Source organism: Desulfosoma caldarium (assembly GCF_003751385.1).
GTDB lineage: Bacteria > Desulfobacterota > Syntrophobacteria > Syntrophobacterales > DSM-9756 > Desulfosoma > Desulfosoma caldarium.
The window spans coordinates 236,704-256,684 of record NZ_RJVA01000011.1 but is presented as its reverse complement, the minus strand read 5'-3'; the positions used below and the strand labels follow the sequence as shown (position 1 = coordinate 256,684).

Sequence of the window (19,981 nt, the reverse complement as noted above, 5' to 3'; positions counted from 1 at the left end):
TGCCCATGAAGCACATGAATCTCTTCACAGCCAACGATTTTTCGAAAAAGGCTATGAAACGGCTGCTCGTGCACGATTCCCCTTACTTTAAGATCCTGAACTTCAACTTCTTGCCGGGCCAAGGTCTGCCCCTGCATGCCCACGACATCGAGGGGCAGGTGAGCCTGATTGTCCTCGAGGGCGAAGGAGAATTTCTCGCGGGGGAAGGACAAACCCTTCCCGCCAAGGCCGGGGATATTGTGGTCTGCAATATTGCCGAACCCCATGGCGTCCAGGCACGAACCCCCATGCGCGTCCTGGTGACCATCGCGCCACCCATCTAAACACCGCGCGTGCCGTCACCACGGCGCTACGCCCAGATGCCTCCAGGTTCCTTCGCCCCTGTCACAATTTTTGTTCTCATCAAATTAACTTTCCGCTAAAATGGACCTTCAAGAGCATGGGGGCCCAACTTCCCAATCTTGTCTCCTCCTCCGCACGAGATCTTTTCGCAACACATGCTCCTCGGGCCGATGCCGCACTGCAACGGAACTTGGGACAAAGGAGGCACGATGGCAAGACAAGACGACATCCACCTGGCTGTGAAGGCGTTGAAAATCGGGCACAAAGTGCGAGGACTTCGCCAGCAACACAAGTACACCCTTCAGGACCTTGCGCAAAAGACGGGCTTATCCAAGCCTTTTCTCTCGCAGATAGAAAACGATCACGTGGTCCCGCCCATTGCCACACTCATGAAACTGGCCCGCGCCCTCAACGTGACCCTCGCCCATTTCTTTCAAGAACAGGAAACCGACCAAAAGATTTCCATCACACGGCCCGAAGATCGGTCTCGGCTGGAGAGGCGGCCTCATCAGAGCAAAGGGGAAAGCCACTACATCTACGAATCTTTGGAATTTCGCAAAAGGTCCAAGCACATGGAGCCTTTTTTGGTGGAATTTCCTTTGCACGCAGCGGATCAGATGGTCTTTCAAAGCCATGAAGGGGAGGAATTTCTCTACATTCTGGAAGGAGAAGTGGAGTTTCGCACGATCGATCGGGTGGAGATTCTGCATCCGGGAGACAGCATTTACCTGGATTCGGACATCAGCCACAGTTTTCGATGCGCGGGAGACAAGCCCGCCAAAGCCGTGGCGGTGCTCTATTCGCCACGGCCCACATGAGGGCCGAGACCTGCGCGGAGTGAAGCCTGTCCCAGAAGGAATTCATGGCTTCATCTTCTGCAATGGAGCAAAGGATGACAGAATTGTGCGGCGTGCGTTGCTCCCTCATTCGACCTTTTCGAACGCGATCAAGGGTGATGCCTAGTCCGACGCCGTGGGATTGACTCCGGTGAGTTGACCCGGCGTGCGAAAAATCGCCGGGTCTCGCGAACAAGAGCGTGGGCTTCGGCCCTTAGGCTGGGCACCGGACCGTCTCCTCTTTCATGTCTTTTATCGCCCTGCAAACTGTGCTAGGTATGGATGCGGTTCGAGAAGGTGAACTTTCGAAGCGGCGAAAGCCGTTAAGCTTTATGAAGTCCGGCGGCGCTCCTCAGGCATAACACCTTGAGGTCCTGCTTGGACCTGCTGCGAGAAAGGCGGGCGCGTCACGGCGCCGCGCAAAGAAAGCTCGCCCCGGCTTAGGAGGGCGGGGTGAATTTGGTGCATAGGCACACGAAGGGCACAATCCAGAGCACACGGTGATGACACGCTCGGCGGTCGATTTTGCATCCGCGGTGGATTTCCTGTGCCACCTTCAAAAGGTGGGCATCAAATTTGGTCTCAACCGAACGGAAAACCTTTTGGAACGCCTGGGAAATCCTCACCGTCGGTTTCGCTCAATTCACATCGCGGGCACCAACGGCAAGGGATCCACGGCCGCGATACTTTCCTCCATTCTCACACGGCACGGCCTACGTGTCGGTCTCTACACGTCCCCCCACCTGGTGCGTTTCACGGAGCGGTTTCGCATCAACGATGAAGAATCGCCGGCGGAACGCATCTTTCAGGTGTTTCAGGACGTGATGGAGGTGGTTGAGGGGGAAGAATGGCCGACCTTTTTTGAAGCGGTGACGGCCATGGCCTTTCACTATTTCGCGCAGGAAGGTGTGGACTGGGGCATCATTGAAACGGGCATGGGAGGGCGCCTGGACGCCACCAACGTGGTTCGCCCGCACGTTGCCATCATCACCAACGTGGCCATGGATCACCAGGAGTTTTTGGGATCCACCTTGTCGGCCATTGCTCGAGAAAAGGCAGGGATCATTAAGGATTTCACGCCCGTGGTGACTGCCGTCAAGCAGCCCGCGGCCCAAAGCACACTAAAAACGGCGTGTTTGAAAAAAGGGGCGCCCCTCTATCGGTACGGCATTCATTTTCGAGTCCAGAAAAACGGCTCGCAGCATTTTCATTATCAGGGTTTTTCACGGCGCTGGTCCAACCTGCCATTGGGCCTTTTGGGAGAACACCAGTACACCAATGCGGCCTTGGCTTTGGCGGCCCTGGAAGTTCTTGAAGCTCAAGGGCTTTTGACCCTGGACTCGGACAAGATTGCGCAAGGGCTGATGCAGGTTCGATGGCCCGGACGCCTGGAAATTTTGGAAACGCAGCCCTTGGTGATTTTGGACGGCGCTCACAATCCCCATGGAGCGGAATGTCTTCGAACGGCTCTGAAAACCCAGTTTGCGCACCGTCGCTTGCATCTGGTCATGGGCATTATGGCGGACAAAGACATTCGAGGCATTTTTCGAAGGCTTCTTCCTCTTGCGGAAACCGTCGTTTTTACGCAACCTCGATATGGAAGAGCCGCCCACCCTGATGTGCTGCGGCGCCTGGCCTTTCCCTTTCTCAAGAAGATTTTCGTGATCCCCAAACCCGCCGACGCCATTGCTCAGGCCAAAGCCTTGGCTGCCCCTGAGGATGTGGTGTGCGTCACGGGTTCCCTTTATTTTGTCGGGGAGGTCAAAGAGATCTACGGAGAACCTTCCCAAACCCATGATCGGTTGTTGGCGTGACCATGGGCACAAGCCGCCTTCTCATTCGGTTGACCCTTGTGACCACTGCCCTGGTGATGGCCTGGGTGTCTCCTGGCCGGCTTGAGGCGCAGACCGCTTCCAAGAAGTCTTCACAGACTCGAAACTTCTTTGCTCAGACGGGGGCTCCCTGGACCATCGAGGCGCAGACCCTTCGCTACGACGCCCTTCAGCGCCTTTACCAGGCCGAGGGGAAAGTCCATATCACGTCGGAAAACAAATCCATTCGCGCCGACTGGGCTCGGGTGGACTTGGAAAAACAGGAAGTGCAACTGGCGGGATCGGTGCGTATTCAGTACGGATCGGATTGGCTCACGGGAGACAAAGTCATCTGGCATCTGGACACCGAAACGGGCTGGGTGGACGGCGGAACCGTTTATTTTTCAGAAAACGGCTTCTACATTTCGGGGAAAAACATTACCAAGCGCGGGCCCGATCGCTACCACGTCTCCCGAGGAACCCTCACCACCTGTGACCCGGCTTCTCCGGATTGGTCCATTGCCTTTGCCGATCTGGACGTGACGGTGGACGGCTTGGGCTGGGCCAAGCACGGATCGTTTCGGTTCGGAAAACTGCCCGTTTTTTACCTCCCCTTTGCCCTTTTTCCCGTCAACAAGGAACGCCAATCGGGCCTGCTCATGCCTACCCTGGGCTCCAGCAACCTTCACGGCCTGTACCTGGAAGTGCCGTTCTACTGGGCATGGCGTCAAGACATGGATTGGACCTTTTACGCCAACGCCATGGAAAAGCGGGGTCTGATGCTGGGCGCCGAATACCGGGTTCACCACGCGGCCTTGGGGGAAGGGGTCTGGTTTCTGAATTTCCTCGAGGATCAGGCGGACCCCGACGACTTGAGAGCTAGGGGATATCCTTTTCAGGAAAAGGATCGGTACTGGCTTCGAGCTCGCCACACGGTGGATCTGCCGCACCAGATGAAAATGTTTCTGGACCTGGACCTGGTGAGTGACCGAAATTTTCTGAAGGAATTTCAGTCGGGGTCCGTGTCTCAATCGGCGACCAACCGGGCGTTTCGCCAAGTGAGCCAGCGGGAAATTCTCAACGACCAGACGATCACGGCGCGGGAATCCAGCCTGTATGTGTTGAGGCGATGGGAATCGGGCGTGGCCAGCATGGATATTCGTTATTGGAATCAGCTCGATCGAAAGCTCGATGAAACGACGGTCCAGCAAGTCCCCTATCTTCGAGCTTCCGTCACGCCTTCGTCTCTGGGTCTGGGATCGACCTATTACACCCTGGATGCTTCCGCCGTCCATTATTGGCGCCCGCAGGGGGACACGGGCCTTCGCACGGACGTCTTCCCGGCCTTGGCCTACCCGATCCATTGGTTTCCCTACCTTGCCGTGGAACCCTCCCTAGGGCTGCGATCCACGCTGTACCAGGTGGATATGTCTGAGAAGAACAATACGACGTTCCAGTCGCGCTGGGTGCCGGAAGCTCGGCTGAGCGCGTCCACTCGCCTGGAACGCGTGTATCGCCCTTCCAACACCCTTGCGGTGCAGCATGTGATTCGCCCAGACTTCCAATACGTCTTTATTCCGGACATCGATCAGGAGGATCTGCCGCTGTTTGACGACCTAGACCGAATCGGACGCCAAGACACCGTCCTTTACGGTTTTTCGAGCTTCTTGACGACAAAGAAAACGCACACTCCGCCGGGCCAAGATCCGCAAGCGGTATACAAAGAGTGGGCCAGGTTGGGTGTGCACCAGGCGTATTTGTTGGATGAGCCCATTCCAAAACCACCCATCGAAACGCAACCGGGGAAACGCTTCTCCGATATTTTGATGTCCCTGGACCTGACACCTGAGCGGTACCTAAACCTATCCTACGATGTCACCTACTCCCCCTACCAAGGGCGCACCAATATTCATGATTTATCGCTTTGGCTCAATTCCCATCGAGGCGACCGGGCTCACGTGACCTACCGTTATCGGCAGGACATGGCGGTGGATGAAATCATCGGGGACATCCACGTGCAGGTGCGTCCGACTTTGAGTCTCTATGCCCTTTATGACTATTCTTTCGACAAACATGAAACCTTCAAGCAATCCTACGGAGTTCATTACCGTCACGGGTGTTGGGGACTTCGCCTGAGTTACCGCGAAGAAGCGGAAGAAAAAGAGGTTTCGCTGGCTTTGGTTCTGGTCGGCTTGGGACAAATCGGCGGCGTCTTGGCTCAGGACGGCCTCGTCTCAATGACTTCCAACCCTTGATGAAGACCATGGACAAGATTCGGCTTGGCGTCAGCGCGTGCCTTTTGGGCCATGCCGTGCGATACGACGGCAGCCATCAACGCAACCGCTATGTGACGGATATCCTGGGGGCCTACGTTCAGTTTGTGCCCGTGTGTCCCGAAGTAGAATGCGGCATGGGGATTCCTCGCGAGGCCATGCATCTGGAAGGAGACCCAGAAAATCCTCGCCTTATCACCACCCGCACCCGCCGCGACGTCACCGATCAGATGCTGCGCTGGGCCGCCCAACGGCTGGAAGAACTCAAGAAGGAAAATCTTTGCGGTTTTATTTTCAAGAGCAATTCCCCCAGCAGCGGCATGGAACGGGTTAAGATTTTTGACACCAAGGGCATGCCGCATAAAAAGGGCGTCGGCATTTTTGCGCGTCTTTTTATGAAAACCTTTCCGCATCTTCCGGTAGAGGAAGATGGGCGCCTGAACGATGAAGTTCTTCGGGAAAATTTCGTCGAAAGACTCTTTCATCGCAAGCGCTGGGACGACCACGTTCGCGGCGGCAAGGACTTGGGGCGCCTTGTGGAGTTCCATACCGACCACAAGCTGCTTTATTTGGCCCACAGCCCCAAGCATCATCGAGAATTGGGAAAACTGGTAGCGGAAGGCAAGTCCCTGCCCCTAGAGACGCTGTACGAGCGCTATGAACACCTGATGAGCGAAGCCCTGAAACTCAAAGCCACCGTCAAAAAAAACACCAACGTGCTCTATCACCTGATGGGATACTTCAAGAAGGAGTTGTCGCCCTCGGAAAAGGAAGAGCTACGAGAAATCATCGAAGCCTACCACCGAGGCCTTTATCCGCTCATCGTCCCTATCACCCTCATCAACCACTACGTTCGAAAATACGATCAGCCCTACCTAAAGCGCCAATTCTACCTCAACCCTCATCCCTTGGAACTCAAACTCCGTAACCACGCTTGACCTCTATGACCGGCGCACGCGCTCCGCGATGGCATCGCCCATGGCTGTCGTACTCACAGGCCTCTGCGCTCCGCGCGCAATGTCCGCCGTGCGAAGACCCGCTTCGATGGTTTCGGCCACCGCACGTTCCACAGCCGACGCCGCATCTTCTCGATGAAAGCTGTGGCGCAACATGAGCGCTGCGGATAGAATTTGGGCAATGGGGTTGGCAATGCCTTGGCCGGCAATGTCCGGAGCGGAACCTCCAGCAGGTTCATAGAGACCAAAGTCGGAAGCGCCTAGGCTCGCCGACGGCAGCAGCCCCAGAGACCCGGTCAGCATGGCGCATTGGTCCGAGAGAATGTCGCCGAACATGTTGCCGCACAGAAGCACGTCAAACTGGTGCGGATCGCGCATGAGCTGCATGGTGGCATTGTCCACATACATGTGGTTCAGCGTGACATCGGGATAGTCCCGCGCCATCTCCACCACCACTTCCCGCCATAAGACCATGGACGTCAGCACATTGGCCTTGTCGATGGACGTCACCTTTTTGCGGCGAGTGCGAGCGATTTCAAAAGCCTTTCGAGCAATCCGCTGAATTTCCCAACGGTGATAGACCATGGTGTCATAGGCGCGCTCTTTCGGCCCGGTGCCCTCCCTTCCCTTGGGTTGGCCGAAATAGATGCCCCCCGCCAGTTCGCGAAGGCATAAGATGTCAAAGCCGTCGCCAACAATGTCCGGCCGCAAGGGACTGGCGGAAGCCAAAGCGGAATACACGCGGGCCGGCCGAAGATTACAGAACAGATCGAAAATCTTGCGCAAAGGCAGCAAAGCCGCTCGTTCGGGCTGCTGTTCCGGCGGCAGACTTTCCCACTTGGGACCGCCCACGGAACCGAAAAGAATGGCATCGCTTTGTCGGCACACATCCAGGGTTTTTTCAGGCAGCGCGTGGCCGTGTTTGTCGATGGCGCATCCCCCCACGTCGGCCTCTTCAAAGGCCATGGCGATGCCGAATTCTTTTTCCACCACCTTGAGCACCTTGATGGCCTCGGCCATGACCTCAGGCCCAATTCCGTCCCCTGCCAGCACCGCGATTTTCTTTTCCATGCGCTCAACCTTTCTGCCCATGCCAGTGTGTCCTCTGCCCAGCCGGGAGCCAAACGGCCGGACAGTAGCCTCATTCACCCGCCTTGTCAATTTTCCTTAACCTTCTGAGCCACATTGGCCGAAAGTCATAGAGGGAGAGATGGTCGAACAACCGGAATCGGGGAGAATTCTATGCACGGAGCGCCGAAGATGACGAACGATCACGAGTGGTTCAAGGCTTTGCCGGGAATCCATGAGAAAATTCTCATCGGGCTCTACAATGTGGGTTCCCTGAGAAACCTTGCCTCCGGTGATGTGTTATTTCGCGAAGGGGAAGGGGACCGAACGATCCATCTGCTCCTCAAGGGAAGCCTGAGGTTGCTCAAGCGCTCGGGCAGCACGACCCGCCAGGTGGCGGTGTGCCAGCCCGGAGATGTCCTGTGTGAAAGCCGGTTTTTTGCCTCCTCGGGAACTCTCACGGCCGCCGTCGCCACACAGGCCGCCATGGTGCTGTCCTTTCCCGAAACACTCCTGGACAGCCTGGAGCCTTCCCTCAGCGCCTTTCTGACCAAGAAACTCATCGACACCTTTCAAAGGCGGCTTCAAGAGCACATGGCCCGCCAGGAAAGCTTATCGGCCCATTGTGATTTCATGACCCGGTTTGCGCGCCGAAGCATCGTGGAACGCACTCAAGATTACACGCAGTCGGAGATGATCGTGGGCATGCTCAAAAAGGTGCCCCAGCTGCCCATGTATGCCAGCCGCCTGGCCCATATGCTTCTCGACGCCAAGGTATCGGCCAAAGACGTGGCCGCCCTAGCCAAGAACGACCCGTCTCTCGTCAGCGCCGTTCTCAAGCGCGTCAATTCCGCTTACTACAATTGGCAAAAGAAAATTTCGGACTTTCAGCACGCCGTCATTCTTCTCGGATTCAACCAAGTCTATCAGTTGGTCATTGCCGACGGGCTGCGTCGCACCATGCCCAATACGCCCCCTTTTCGAGCATTGCACAACCATTCGGTGGTTATTTCTCACATGGCCTACGAAATCGCCCAGTTGGTCAACCGCCAGCAAGCGTCCATGGTGAGCACGGTGGCACTGCTGCACGACATCGGCAAGAGCGTTCTGCTCCTCATGAAAAAGCAAAATCCAAAGCTCTCCGTGCTTATCGACCTGCTGGATTCCGCCAAGCTGGGATCCCTTTTGCTGCAGGAATGGAACATTCCGGAAAACGTCTGCCGTGCCGTGGAAATGCAAGACTACCCGATTTTTTCGCCGCCCGATCAGATTCCCGCCAACGCCCGCCTTTTGGTGGCCATTCTTGACGTTTCGCATCAATGCGCCGAACTCATTCAGGGGGCATCTCGAGAAAACCTCTGGAAACCCTATAATGAAGAATGGCTTCGCGTCTTGAACCTGCGGGTCAAGGACGTGGAAAGCCTCACCCGCGATCACCTGCTCCCCAGCTTGGAAAAGAAGGGCGGCGCCCTTCCGGAACACGTTCGCCAATTTCTTAAGGGCATCCATGAAAAGGATCAGGCCCTCGACGACACCGCCCACGACGCTCCACAGCCGTTCCCGTAAAAAAAGCCTTCCGGCCAAGCGGTGCACGCCGCAAAGCTCCATCGCGCCGCCCATCACAGACTTAGACATCCGCCATGACCCCTAAGACCACGGCGCGATGCGTTTCATGGAACCCAGAGGGGTAAAGGGTGCCGTTGAAAACCTTGGGCAACCCTGGCGACTTCGGTCCCCGTGTCTTTCTTTTCGAGCATGATTATGCGAAAAGAGAAAAGTAGAACCGTGCCCTTTGAAAGGGTGGGTTCTTGATGTCATCCCAGATCGTCAATGCCGCTGCAAAAAGGAGGACACACCATGACCATCTGGAAATGCAACAATTGCGGTCATACTCTGCAGGCGCTCACGCCCCCGGAAACCTGCCCGTCGTGCAAGGAAAAATGCGAATTCCTGGATGTCACCTGCTACATTCCGGAATGCGGCGGGCCCGATTCAGGGAACGTGAATCCTCAGGTCTTTCAGGAAAGCAGCAAATCCCAAAAATAACCCACCCCATGCTGTGAAGGTGCATATCGTTCCTGGATCATCCCCATGAGGGAACAATATGCACCCCTTCTGGTTTTTGGCCTGAAAAGATGTCTCCGTCGATTCTATCACCCAGGCTTTTCCTTCCCCCGTATCTTAAAGCTTCGCTCCGGCGATTCGAAACGCCATGGGTCGAACCGCCGCATTCGGCATGAAACTTGCCCCTTCGAGCCTTTGACTCGCACAAGGAGTGAACCCATGGTGGCTGTGGCCGTTTTCAAGGGCCGTGTGGCACCGGTACTGGACTGGTGCACGCAGATTTTTCTTATCGGCGATTTCGGCGAGGGGGATTTCGCAGGCACCGTTTTGGATGTGGGCGATTGGAGCCCCTATGAACGGCTGGAGCGGATCAAAGCAGAAAACGCCATTGTGTTGATCTGCGGGGCCATCAGCCGCGAATTGCTTCTTTACGCGGAGGGCCTGGGCCTGCACGTGTTGCACGGAGTGGCGGGAAATGTGGACGAGGTGCTTCGGGCCTACCGCAGCGGGCGGCTGGACCAGCCTGACTTTTGGCTGCCGGGATGTGGCGGACCGAGGCGGTATCGATCGTGTCGGTCCTTTTTGGGCAAGGAAGGAGAAAAGATCATGGCGCCGGGAAAAGGCAAAGGCTTTGGAAGTTCGGGTGGGGGTGGAGGCCGAGGGCAAGGCCGAGGTCAAGGCCAGGGTGGTCGAGGACGCTGCCGAGCCGGAGGGGGACAGGGAGCCGGCATGGGGCGCGGCGCTCAGGGAGTTTCCGCGATGTGCGCCTGCCCCGCCTGCGGCGAAAAGGTGCCCCATCGACCAGGTGTTCCGTGTGTGGAGATGACTTGTCCCAAGTGCGGCAAAGCCATGGTGCGGGGGGATGCGATATGATTCTCGGCATTGCCAGCGGCAAGGGCGGGACGGGAAAAACCACCGTGGCCTGCAACCTGGCGGCGGCACTGGAATGCTCCGTGGTTTTGGCCGACTGTGATGTGGAAGAACCCAACGCCCATCTGTTTCTCAAGCCGCACTGGGACGTCGTGACCCCGATCACATTAGACGTTCCGGTCGTGGATGCGCAAAAATGCACGCTGTGCGGAGCGTGTCAGGATCTGTGCCAGTTCAAGGCCATCGCGGTGCTTCCGGAAACGGTCCTGACCTTTCACGAGTTGTGTCACAGCTGCGGCGGCTGCGCGTTGGTGTGCCCCGCGGAGGCAATCTCGTGGGGGTCTCGGCAGATCGGAGAGCGGCGTACGGGGCGTCGCGGCCCCATTCGGGTCGTGAACGGCACGCTGCGCATTGGGGAAGCCATGGCTCCTCCTCTCATTGGCGCCGTGCGCCAGGCGGCAGCCGATATCCCGAATTGTGCGGTGGTGCTCGTGGACGCGCCGCCGGGCACATCTTGTCCAGTGGTGGCCAGTCTGTGGGGCGTCGATTATGTCGTCTTAGTGACCGAACCGACGCCGTTCGGTCTGAACGATCTCGCCTTGGCCGTTGCTGCGGTGAAGAAGATGGGCATCCCCTGCGGGCTTGTCGTCAATCGGTGCGACGTCGGAGACGACCGCATTCACACCTTCGCTCATGGCGAAAACTTACCCATCCTTTTGGAAATCCCTTTTGATCGAAAAGTGGCGGAACAGTACGCTCAAGGGCATCTTCTTGTGGATGTCTTTCCTGAATGGAAAACCATGATGCAGGGGCTCTACAAGGCGGTGGTTCGAGAATTGGAGCGGGCGTCTTCCGGCGCTTCGCCCAAAGAGTGGGGGGCGGCCCCTGAGACGCGCGAGGTTTCGGCATGAAGGAATTCGTCGTGATCAGTGGCAAGGGCGGTACAGGAAAGACGAGTCTTGTGGCGGCCTTTGCCGCTTTGGCCGGAAAAGTCGTTTTATGTGATGCGGATGTGGATGCAGCGGACCTGCACCTTGTGACTCGGCCTCGAATCGTGGAAACCCACGACTTTGTTTCCGGTCACGAAGCCAAAATCGACCCTGAACGCTGCACTCAGTGCGGCCTATGCCGGCAACGGTGCCGGTTTGGGGCCATTGACGAAGCGTTTCGCGTCGAACCGCTTCTGTGCGAGGGGTGCGGCGTGTGCGCCCATGTGTGTCCTGAACGGGCCGTAAAGTTTCTCGAAAAGACCTGCGGCGTCTGGTATGTGTCGAATACGGTCTACGGCCCCATGGTGCATGCTCGGCTCGGCATTGCAGAAGAAAATTCGGGCAAATTGGTGACCCTCGTCCGCCGCGAAGCGCGCCGCCTTGCCGAAAGCCGCCGCATGGATCTGATCCTGACCGACGGTCCGCCGGGTGTGGGATGCCCCGTGATCGCCTCCATCGGAAACGCCGATGCCGTCTTGGCGGTGGCGGAACCCACGGTTTCCGGGCGCCACGATATGGAGCGCGTCCTTGCCTTGGCCAATCACTTTCGAGTGCCCGCTGCTGTGTGCGTGAATAAATGCGATCTGCACCCGCAAGGAGCTCATGAAATCGCGGAAGAGGCGCGCAAGCGAGGGGCCCCTTTTTTGGGTTTTATCCCTTTTGACCCCTTGGTGACCCGGTCTCAGGTTGACGGCCGAAGCCTGGTCGAATACGGTGAAACACTGGTTGTGCGATCCATTCAAAAGGTCTGGGAAGGTCTGCAGGCTCTTTTAGAAGAAAACGCAGACGGTGCCCTCGAGCCTTTCGAGGACACGCCGATGGCATGGGACAGAGCGCAGGCGTAAGAAAGGGCATCCTCTGTTTAAAAAAATCTCGCTCCGACGGATTTTTCAAATGTTTCCAGGAAGGCGTTCAATATCTCAAGGCCATGCGAGGGGTCTGAGCCAAACACGTCGTGGTTTTTCGCGTGCTCTATGACAAGACCGTGGCCTGCATGGCCAAGGGAGCGGCGCTTTTGGGAAAAGATGGGCCCATTTCCTGAAAGAGGTCTTGAAGTCGCTCCGGCGGAAAGGCTGGGGAGGAAGGCACCCCATTGAGAAGGAGTTCAAGGCCGCGGGCTTTGACAGAAAGACTCCAGCGCTAGAGGACAATCCGTCCATAAGCATTCTGGAAGTGGCCGATGAGGAAAACGTGTCGGCGATCATCTTGGGCTCCCACGGCCGGAGCAATTTGAGTGCCGTGCTATCGGGTTCGCTTTCGAACGACGTGATCCGTCATGCCAAGAAACCCGTCATCGTGGTCAAGAGGAATGATGAATCTATTGGGGGAGGCGGAAGGCGCAACACGGGGAAATGAGGCTGGGTTGATGCCGGGCACGCCGCGTGAGAGAAGCTCATCTCCGTTGGTGTCGCCGGACCCTGGACCACCGCCGTCTTTGGAATGGGCGCGAACCATTCTGGACAGCATCGCCGACGGGGTCTTTACGGTGGATCCGAATTTCCGCATCACCTTTTTCAACAAGGCGGCGGAAAGGATAACGGGGGTTCCCGCGCAGGACGCTTTGGGCAGGCCCTGTTGTGAAGTCTTTCGGGCCAACATCTGCGAGACGGCCTGTGCTCTGCGCCACACCATGGAAACGGGAAAAGCCGTGGTGGAACAGGCCGTGGCGATCCTCAACGCGGAAAACCGTGAAGTTCCCATCAGCATCAGCACGGCGCTTCTCAAAGACGACGCCGGGCGCACCGTGGGCGGCGTGGAAACCTTTCGGGACCTCACGGATGTGGAAACCCTGCGCCGGGAAATCCACAAGAAGTACCGGTTCGGAGACATCCTTTCCAAGGCGCCCGCCATGCAGCGCTTGTTCACCATTTTGCCGCAGATCGCTCAGAGCGAAAGCACGGTGTTGATTCAGGGAGAAAGCGGCACCGGCAAGGAAGTTCTGGCGCGAACCATTCACTCCCTGAGCCGCAGGGCCAAGGGGCCCTTTGTGGCCGTCAACTGCGGCGCCTTACCCGATACCCTTTTGGAATCGGAATTGTTCGGCCATGTGGCGGGGGCCTTCACCGACGCCAAGCGAGACCGCAGCGGCCGTTTCGCTCTAGCCGAAGGGGGAACCTTGTTTTTGGATGAAATCGGGGACGTGTCAGCGGCCCTGCAGGTTCGGCTCCTTCGAGTCCTTGAGGAGCGCGTCTACGAGCCCTTGGGGTCTTCCAAAAGCTGCAAGGCGAATGTGCGCATCATCGCGGCATCCAACAAGGATCTGGAGCAGCTCGTAGAAGAGGGGCTGTTCCGAAAAGATCTTTTCTACCGCATCAATGTGGTGAAGCTGTGGCTGCCGCCCCTGTCGCAGCGCCGCGAGGACATTCCCTTGTTGGTCAACCACTTCGTGGATCGTTTCAACCGATTGCAAAATAAGAAAATTTACGGCCTGAGCCACGAAGCCCTGCAAATCTTCATGACGCATGATTGGCCCGGCAACATTCGGGAACTGGAAAACGCCGTGGAACATGCCTTCATTTTGTGCCGTGAAGGCTGGATTCGCCCCGAACATTTGCCGGAACATCTTCAGAAAGTGCGAGCGGGGTTTGAACCGCCCCGCGGTTGGAGTCTGGAAGATATTGAAAAACGGGCCATTTGGGAAGCCTTAGAGCGCAATCAGTGGAAACGCATGGCGACGGCCCGCGAACTGGGCATCGACAAAAACACGCTTCGCCGAAAGATTCTCAGGCACGGCTTGGACTCGCTCATCCCGCCCCACGGCCGCAAATCCTCGCCCACGCCGCATTCCCCCAATCCTGCCCCATAATCCGGTTTTGGCGACGCATCGCCCCGAAACCGCCCTGGATGAAGACGGTTAGGATGCATTTTGTTCCCTTCTCGGCATCCGCGCGGGTTCGCTCCGGCCCCGGGTTTCCTCCGTTTTCCTATCTCCCCGAAGCGTTTGGCGCTGCTGCGCCATGGAAACACCCAGCCTGGCACGGTCCTTGATCATCGCGTGATCGGGTCCGTTCTTTTGGCCCCTGCAGCGCAATGCATGGAGTTTTTCACGTTCAGGCAAAGGAGGTGGATAACATCATGGCACATTCATGTCAGCACGGAGATTCGGCCTGCTCGGGCGGAAAGGCGCATGCCGATAAGGACGAGGACCGTCTGGTGCACGAGCAGCTGCGCCGCATCGGTCATAAGCTTTTGGTCATGAGCGGCAAAGGCGGTGTGGGCAAAAGCAGTGTGGCAGCGGGGTTGGCCATCGCCCTGGCGCAAAGAGGTTTTCGAGTGGGGCTTTTGGACGTGGACCTTCACGGACCGAGCATCCCCAAGATCCTCGGGGTTCAAGGGAGCTTTCATGTGGATGACCAGAAACGATTGGTTCCGCACGCCTTGACGGAAAACCTGCATGTGGTGTCCATCCAACTCCTGTTAGACAATCCAGATGCCGCCGTGATTTGGAGAGGACCCGTCAAACACGGGGTCATCAAGCAATTTATCGCCGAGGTGCATTGGGGCGATCTGGATTATCTGATCGTGGACTGTCCCCCGGGAACAGGCGATGAGCCCCTGAGCATTGCCCAGACGATACCCGACGTTCATGCCGTGGTCGTGACAACGCCTCAGGAAATCGCCCTGCAGGATGTTCGAAAATCCATCAACTTTTGCCGCCGGGCCCATGTGCCGATCCTGGGCCTTGTGGAAAACATGAGCGCGTTGGTATGCCCCCATTGCGGCAAGGAAGTGCCCCTTTTTGGGGCCGGAGGGGGCCGAAAAACCGCCGAGCGCATGCACGTCCATTTTCTGGGAAACCTGCCTTTCGATCTGCGCGTCGTGGAGGCTGGGGACGCCGGAACGACGCTGGGGCTGGTGCAGTCGGAAAACGGCTCCTATGCCAACGCCTTGAACGCTCTGACGGCAGAGGTCATCCAAAGGTGCTCGCCGCCGGCCGATTTTCAAGACCAAGAAATCCGAAGGGAAGAAAGCGAGGAAAAAACCGCCATGGAACCCAATGTTTTGCGCATCGCTGTTCCTACTGCTGAAGGAAGATTGTGCAATCATTTCGGGCACTGCGAAAAGTTTGTCCTTATCGACGTGCGCGGCTCGGAAATTCAAAACCGCACCGAAGTGACGCCTCCCCCTCATGAACCGGGCCTTCTTCCGCGTTGGCTGGCCGATCACGGGGTGGGAATGGTCATCGCCGGAGGAATGGGCCGGCGGGCCATCGGCCTTTTCGAAGAAAGGGGAATTCGAGTGCTCACGGGCGCCCCCACCGACGATCCGCAGAACCTGGTGCGGCGCTATCTTGAAGGCACTTTGGAATGCGGAGCCAACGTCTGCGATCATTGACCGAGTGAAGTGCATGAAAAAACTATTGAAGGGAGAGCATTCATGAAAGTCGCCGTGAGCTGCACGGGAAAGGATGTGAATTCCCAGGTGGATCCAAGGTTCGGCAGGACTGCGTTTTTTCTACTGGTGGATACAGAAACTCTGGACTTCGAGGTCGTTTCCAACAGCCAAAATCTTCAGGCCGCTCAAGGCGCCGGAGTCCAGGCGGCCTCTTTGATCGCCCAAATGAAGCCCGCAGCCGTCCTCACCGGGCACTGCGGTCCCAAAGCTTTTCAGGTGCTTCAAGCCGCAGGCATTCCCGTTTACGTGGGGGTTTCGGGGACCGTCAAGGAGGCCGTCGCCCGCTTTAAAAAAGGGGACCTTACGCCATCGACGGCTCCCAACGCGCCAGGTCACTGGTGAGCGGCCCCTTTGTGTGGCGCCCTGCCGGGGTATCCAAACGGATATCCCGGCCTTTGACCCGAATCCCTGAACATCGATAGATTAAGGGAGAGAAGGCATGAACTCGTGGTCTAATAGAATGGTCACGAATTATCTGCCGACAGGACTTCTTCTCATTGCGGTGACGTTACTGGCGACTTGGTCCTTGACCTCCAAAATTCCACAAGACGTCGGCGTGCCGGCGATAACCATCCACCGAGGCATCAGCCTGGTGTGCGTCGGCCTTGTCGCGGGTGTCCTAGGGGGCCTCATCGGCACAGGAGGCTGCAGCGTGATGCTGCCCGTTATCCACTTCTGGATGGGGTATCCGGCCACGGTCGCCATTGGAACAACACTCTTTGCCGTCATCTTTACGGGCATATCGGGTGGAATCGGGCACCTTGCGCGAAAAAACCTGGATGTCTCCGCCACCGCGTGGCTTGGTGGAGCCGGAATCGTCGGCGTCGTTGCCGGTTCGTACCTTTTCACTCTGTTGAGCAACCACGCGAAGCTCTTGAACCTCATTTTAGGCGCGGCTTTTCTGTGGCCGGCCGTGCGAATGATTTGGGAAGGAGCTCTGCACGCCAAGAAACCCCAACAGGAAGGCGCCACGGTCCCGGGGCCTGCATGGGGGTGGGCGCTCATGGGGCTATTCGTCGGAGTCCTTACTGGCATCGTCGGGCTTGGCGGGGGATATGTGCTTGTTCCGGGATTGATATATCTCTTTGGGGCTCCTGTCTATGTCACGATGGGAACCTCCCTGGCCACGATGATCCCCCTGGCCGTTGTCGGTGGAGGAATCAAACTCGTTCAGGGCTACGTGGCGGTGAGCTCGGGTCTTCTGCTGGCCGGAGGGACCACTGTCGGAGCCCAGATCGGCGCGGCGATCATCAAGCGCTTTAAGCCAACGACTCTCAAATTGATCTTCGGCCTTTATTTCCTTTACGTTTCCATCAAGTTTATCGCTGGATATTTCGGTATCACCGTTTGGTAAAAATAAGACCGTCTCATGACTCCTGGGAATCAAGACCAAAATGCATGACTAATGGGGTCACATCTTGAATTATGCCATAAAGCTTAAAGCTTCAGGACTCCAGCCAAGGCCTGCTCGTCTGTTCGAGTCGCCTTTTGGAATGACCTCTAGGAATCAAGACCAAAATATGCGTTCTTGTGACCGTGCTGCTCTTGGCTTGTCTGTCCGCATCATGTAGGGGCAGCCCTTGTGGCTGCCCCTGATTGGGGCACGCACGGAGGGCCTGCCCCTATGTGGTGCCCCGGGTATCAATGGGGGTGAGCAAAAGGCAGTGTCGTGATCCCTAGGAATCAAGACTAAAATTTTCGTTTTGTGTGCGCGGTGCTCTCGGTGTTGTCCACTTGGATCCAGCCCTCGATGATCTCCTTGGTCTCGTGAAAAGACGAAACCAGGTTGAGCCGGACACACTATTCTTTAGGCGTTCTCATGAACCGCTCGATCATTCCAGGGCTGATGTCTTCAGGGCGAAGACCCCAAACACGCACTAGTTCTAGATTACGTTTGGACGTGAAGACGAGCCCGTTGTCACTTCTGAGGGCAAGCCCCCGGGAGGCGGCTTGATTGTGTTAAGCCGGCAAATGAGCGTATCTTCCCAAGCCCCTTTTCGCCACCTTGGCGTTTTGTTTCCGGCTGATGCGATAACCCACAACCTCCCGTTTCCAACAATCGATCACTGCAATCCCATGACACCACCCGGAATCCGAGCAAAAAAAGTGGGTCATAGCCGTTGCCCACCGCTTATGGGGACTTTCAGGCACCGAGGCTTTCTTTTGAATACGAGGCCGCATGACTCCATGGCGTTGAGACACGGTCCAACCATGGCGCCGAATGATTCGCTGGGCCTTTTTCTTGGTGACCATCAAGCCCATAAGCCGACGAAGCATAACGGTGATCCTTCGATAGCCATCGCGGGGATCACGCCGAATAAGGTGTTAGATGGGCTGTTCCATCTCCCGATCAACCCCCGCCGGCTTGCGCCTTCGAGGCTTCTCGTACACCGTCGACCAACAAACCCCCACCCACTCAGCGACCTTGCGCCAACTCACTTTATGGCCCTGGGCCTCTAGCTCCGTTTTCCATCGTAAAACGAGCTCTCTGCCTCGCTGAGAATAGCGTCGGCTTTTTTTAAAACCTCCATCTGCAGCACCCGTTCACCCATCTTTTCACGGTGCCGCTTCAACTCTTTCTGCTCGACCGCTTCCACGGATTTCGAGAGAACCTTGAGGGCCTGCGTCCCGAAGGCCATGAACGTGTCGATCCATTGGTGGATCTCGCTCTATTGGACATCGTGCTCGCGTGCCACATCCATGATGGTTTTGTGACCTTAGAGAATCTCCAGCACAATCTCCATTTTGACCATTGGCCGTCCATCTTTGCCTAAGAACTGGCTTAACCACTCTTCCTTCCCTCACACACCGCCCCTTTTGCTGACCAAATCGACGGCTTATGGCTGGTACGGTCCAGTGCGGGGTCACTATAGCCGTTTGGAAAAAGAAGACCGGAAACGCAACTTTTTTCACTGAAACAGGAAGCCTTCTGCTAAAGATGTGGGTTTTGTCAGCCTGAGGCAAGGCGCCGTGAAACAGCGCATCAGGCCAATCGCTTGAAACCTTCAGGGAGGCTTTCTGCGTGTTTTTGGGCATGTCGCCGAGTCGTTGGTGGATTCTTATCTTCAGCCGTCTGTGGCTCAACGCCGGAGTGCGCCTGGCCTACCCTTTTCTTCCCACCATCGCCCGAGGTTTGGGGATCGGCATGGAACAGGCCGGTTTTCTTGTGGCCGCACGATCCTTCGTCGGCCTTTCCGCCATTGCCTTCGGTTTTCTTTCCGAAAAAAAAGGCGAAAAGGTCGGGCTTCTCGTGGGACTGGTTTTTTTTTCGCTCGGTGGTTTATCCATCGGCTTGTACCGAACCTACCCGTGGGTCCTCGTCGGCTTTATTCTCATGGGCTTGGCTCACGCCGTCTACAATCCGGCGGTGCAATCTTATGTGAGCGCCCACGTGCCCTACGCCGGTCGAGCCCGGGCTCTGGGGCTGCTGGAATCGTCCTGGTCCATGGGATGGTTCGTTGGCATGCCGGTGGGAGGGTTCCTGATTGCCCGATTCGGCTGGCATGTCCCTTATGGAGCCTTGGGCCTGATCGGGATGGTGCTTTGCCTGGCAACGACGCGCCTTCCTGCGGCCCCCGAACCCCATCGAGCCCACCCTTCTACCCCCCCAACCTCAAGGGACAATCCCAGGTCTACTCCGTGCAAAACGGCGATCCCAAACCATAGGACCATGGAAAAAATCACGGCCCATCGCCCTGTGGCTTTCACTTTTCGACGGAGGCTTTGGCCCGCCCTGGCCGTGACCTTTTTCGCCCTTTTCGCCAACGAAAGCCTCATGATCGTCTATGGGGCCTGGATGGAATTTCGCTTTGCCGTGGGCATCGACTCTTTAGGCCTTCTTTCCACATCCATTGGCGTCATGGAACTGGCGGCGGAATTGAGCGTGGCTCTGGTGGTGGACCGATTGGGGAAAAAACGCGCTCTGGCTGCGGGACTTCTGGGGGCGGCCGCGTGTTATGCCGCACTCCTAATGGCTCAGGAATCCCTGCCCCTCGCCATGGTCGTGTTCGGGGCCATCGCCTATTGTTTTGAATTCACCGTGGTCAGTTCTTTTCCCTACATGTCAGAGCTTGATCCCGGTGCGAGACGGCGTTGGCTTTCAGCCAATTACACGCTCATGGTCGCCGGCCGCGTGGCGGGGGCTCTGGCCGGACCCTGGCTATGGGAACACACCCACACCCTTTACGGCCATATCGGCCTCTCTTTCGTGGCAACCCTCATGGCCTTTGGCTTTCTTCGCCTGGCACCAAACCCGGATCACAAGCCCGCAGCAACTTCCGGCCGATGTTGATGCCGTTCGTCGGCCCGATTGACAACGATTCCTCGTTGGAATAAGTTCAAGAGTGCAGCGCAAACAGTTTACGCCGCCTGCACGAT

18 protein-coding genes are annotated in these 19,981 nt (G+C 57.1%); 16 read left to right on the top strand and 2 right to left on the bottom strand.

Features of this window, described 5'->3' with window-relative positions; translation table 11 throughout:
* The first annotated feature begins 5 nt into the window (after positions 1-5).
* The 5 genes from EDC27_RS07065 to EDC27_RS07045 all read left to right on the top strand — a co-directional run bounded on the left by EDC27_RS07065 (position 6) and on the right by EDC27_RS07045 (position 6,200).
* A complete protein-coding gene (locus EDC27_RS07065; protein ID WP_123289908.1) occupies positions 6-323 on the top strand; it encodes a cupin domain-containing protein in 318 nt (105 codons plus the stop codon).
* A 228-nt stretch (positions 324-551) separates the two neighbouring features.
* A complete protein-coding gene (locus EDC27_RS07060; protein WP_123289907.1) occupies positions 552-1,160 on the top strand; it encodes a helix-turn-helix domain-containing protein in 609 nt (202 codons plus the stop codon).
* 521 nt (positions 1,161-1,681) lie between these two features.
* On the top strand, positions 1,682-2,992 hold the full coding sequence (locus EDC27_RS07055; protein WP_123289906.1) for a bifunctional folylpolyglutamate synthase/dihydrofolate synthase: 1,311 nt from the start codon (positions 1,682-1,684) through the stop codon (positions 2,990-2,992).
* Between the two features lie 2 nt (positions 2,993-2,994).
* Positions 2,995-5,244, top strand: coding sequence for an LPS-assembly protein LptD (locus EDC27_RS07050; protein WP_123289905.1), 2,250 nt, complete (start codon positions 2,995-2,997; stop codon positions 5,242-5,244).
* On the top strand, positions 5,244-6,200 hold the full coding sequence (locus EDC27_RS07045; RefSeq protein ID WP_245994327.1) for a YbgA family protein: 957 nt from the start codon (positions 5,244-5,246) through the stop codon (positions 6,198-6,200). The genes EDC27_RS07050 and EDC27_RS07045 overlap by 1 nt, the downstream gene beginning before the upstream one ends.
* Before the next feature lie 3 nt (positions 6,201-6,203).
* Here the strand turns inward: EDC27_RS07045 and leuB are convergent, their stop codons facing one another.
* Entirely contained in the window at positions 6,204-7,310 is a 1,107-nt protein-coding gene (leuB, locus tag EDC27_RS07040; RefSeq protein ID WP_245994326.1) for a 3-isopropylmalate dehydrogenase, read from the bottom strand.
* 168 nt (positions 7,311-7,478) lie between these two features.
* Here leuB and EDC27_RS07035 point away from each other — a divergent pair, with 168 nt between their 5' ends.
* The 10 genes from EDC27_RS07035 (at position 7,479) to EDC27_RS06990 (ending at position 16,958) form a co-directional block, all read left to right on the top strand.
* A complete protein-coding gene (locus EDC27_RS07035; RefSeq protein WP_170161665.1) occupies positions 7,479-8,852 on the top strand; it encodes an HDOD domain-containing protein in 1,374 nt (457 codons plus the stop codon).
* 291 nt (positions 8,853-9,143) lie between these two features.
* Complete coding sequence (locus tag EDC27_RS07030; protein ID WP_123289903.1) at positions 9,144-9,332, top strand: rubredoxin-like domain-containing protein; 189 nt, start codon at positions 9,144-9,146, stop codon at positions 9,330-9,332.
* A 237-nt stretch (positions 9,333-9,569) separates the two neighbouring features.
* A complete protein-coding gene (locus EDC27_RS16245) occupies positions 9,570-10,223 on the top strand; it encodes a NifB/NifX family molybdenum-iron cluster-binding protein (RefSeq protein WP_211334807.1) in 654 nt (217 codons plus the stop codon).
* Positions 10,220-11,131 carry a P-loop NTPase gene (locus tag EDC27_RS07020; protein ID WP_123289902.1) on the top strand — a complete coding sequence of 304 codons (912 nt, stop codon included), beginning with the start codon at positions 10,220-10,222 and terminating at the stop codon, positions 11,129-11,131. Before EDC27_RS16245 ends, EDC27_RS07020 begins: the two co-directional genes overlap by 4 nt.
* Positions 11,128-12,054: an ATP-binding protein gene (locus EDC27_RS07015; RefSeq protein WP_123289901.1), complete on the top strand. Its 927-nt coding sequence runs from the start codon at positions 11,128-11,130 to the stop codon at positions 12,052-12,054. Before EDC27_RS07020 ends, EDC27_RS07015 begins: the two co-directional genes overlap by 4 nt.
* Positions 12,055-12,259: 205 nt before the next feature.
* Positions 12,260-12,565 carry a universal stress protein gene (locus EDC27_RS17040; RefSeq protein ID WP_170161664.1) on the top strand — a complete coding sequence of 102 codons (306 nt, stop codon included), beginning with the start codon at positions 12,260-12,262 and terminating at the stop codon, positions 12,563-12,565.
* 10 nt (positions 12,566-12,575) lie between these two features.
* The gene (locus tag EDC27_RS07005) at positions 12,576-14,015 is read left to right on the top strand and encodes a sigma-54 interaction domain-containing protein (protein ID WP_123289899.1); all 1,440 of its coding nucleotides are present in this window, start codon (positions 12,576-12,578) and stop codon (positions 14,013-14,015) included.
* A 269-nt stretch (positions 14,016-14,284) separates the two neighbouring features.
* Positions 14,285-15,544 (top strand): iron-sulfur cluster carrier protein MrpORP, encoded by a 1,260-nt coding sequence (locus EDC27_RS07000; protein WP_123289898.1) that lies wholly within the window; start codon positions 14,285-14,287, stop codon positions 15,542-15,544.
* Positions 15,545-15,586: 42 nt separating this feature from the next.
* Entirely contained in the window at positions 15,587-15,946 is a 360-nt protein-coding gene (locus tag EDC27_RS06995; protein WP_123289897.1) for a NifB/NifX family molybdenum-iron cluster-binding protein, read from the top strand.
* Between the two features lie 97 nt (positions 15,947-16,043).
* Positions 16,044-16,958, top strand: coding sequence for a sulfite exporter TauE/SafE family protein (locus EDC27_RS06990; protein WP_211334806.1), 915 nt, complete (start codon positions 16,044-16,046; stop codon positions 16,956-16,958).
* 1,102 nt (positions 16,959-18,060) lie between these two features.
* Here EDC27_RS06990 and EDC27_RS06980 read toward each other — a convergent pair.
* Entirely contained in the window at positions 18,061-18,243 is a 183-nt protein-coding gene (locus EDC27_RS06980) for a hypothetical protein (protein WP_123289894.1), read from the bottom strand.
* A gap of 383 nt (positions 18,244-18,626) precedes the next feature.
* Between EDC27_RS06980 and EDC27_RS06975 the strand changes: the two genes are divergently transcribed.
* Positions 18,627-19,895 carry an MFS transporter gene (locus tag EDC27_RS06975; RefSeq protein WP_123289893.1) on the top strand — a complete coding sequence of 423 codons (1,269 nt, stop codon included), beginning with the start codon at positions 18,627-18,629 and terminating at the stop codon, positions 19,893-19,895.
* Positions 19,896-19,981: the final 86 nt, after the last annotated feature.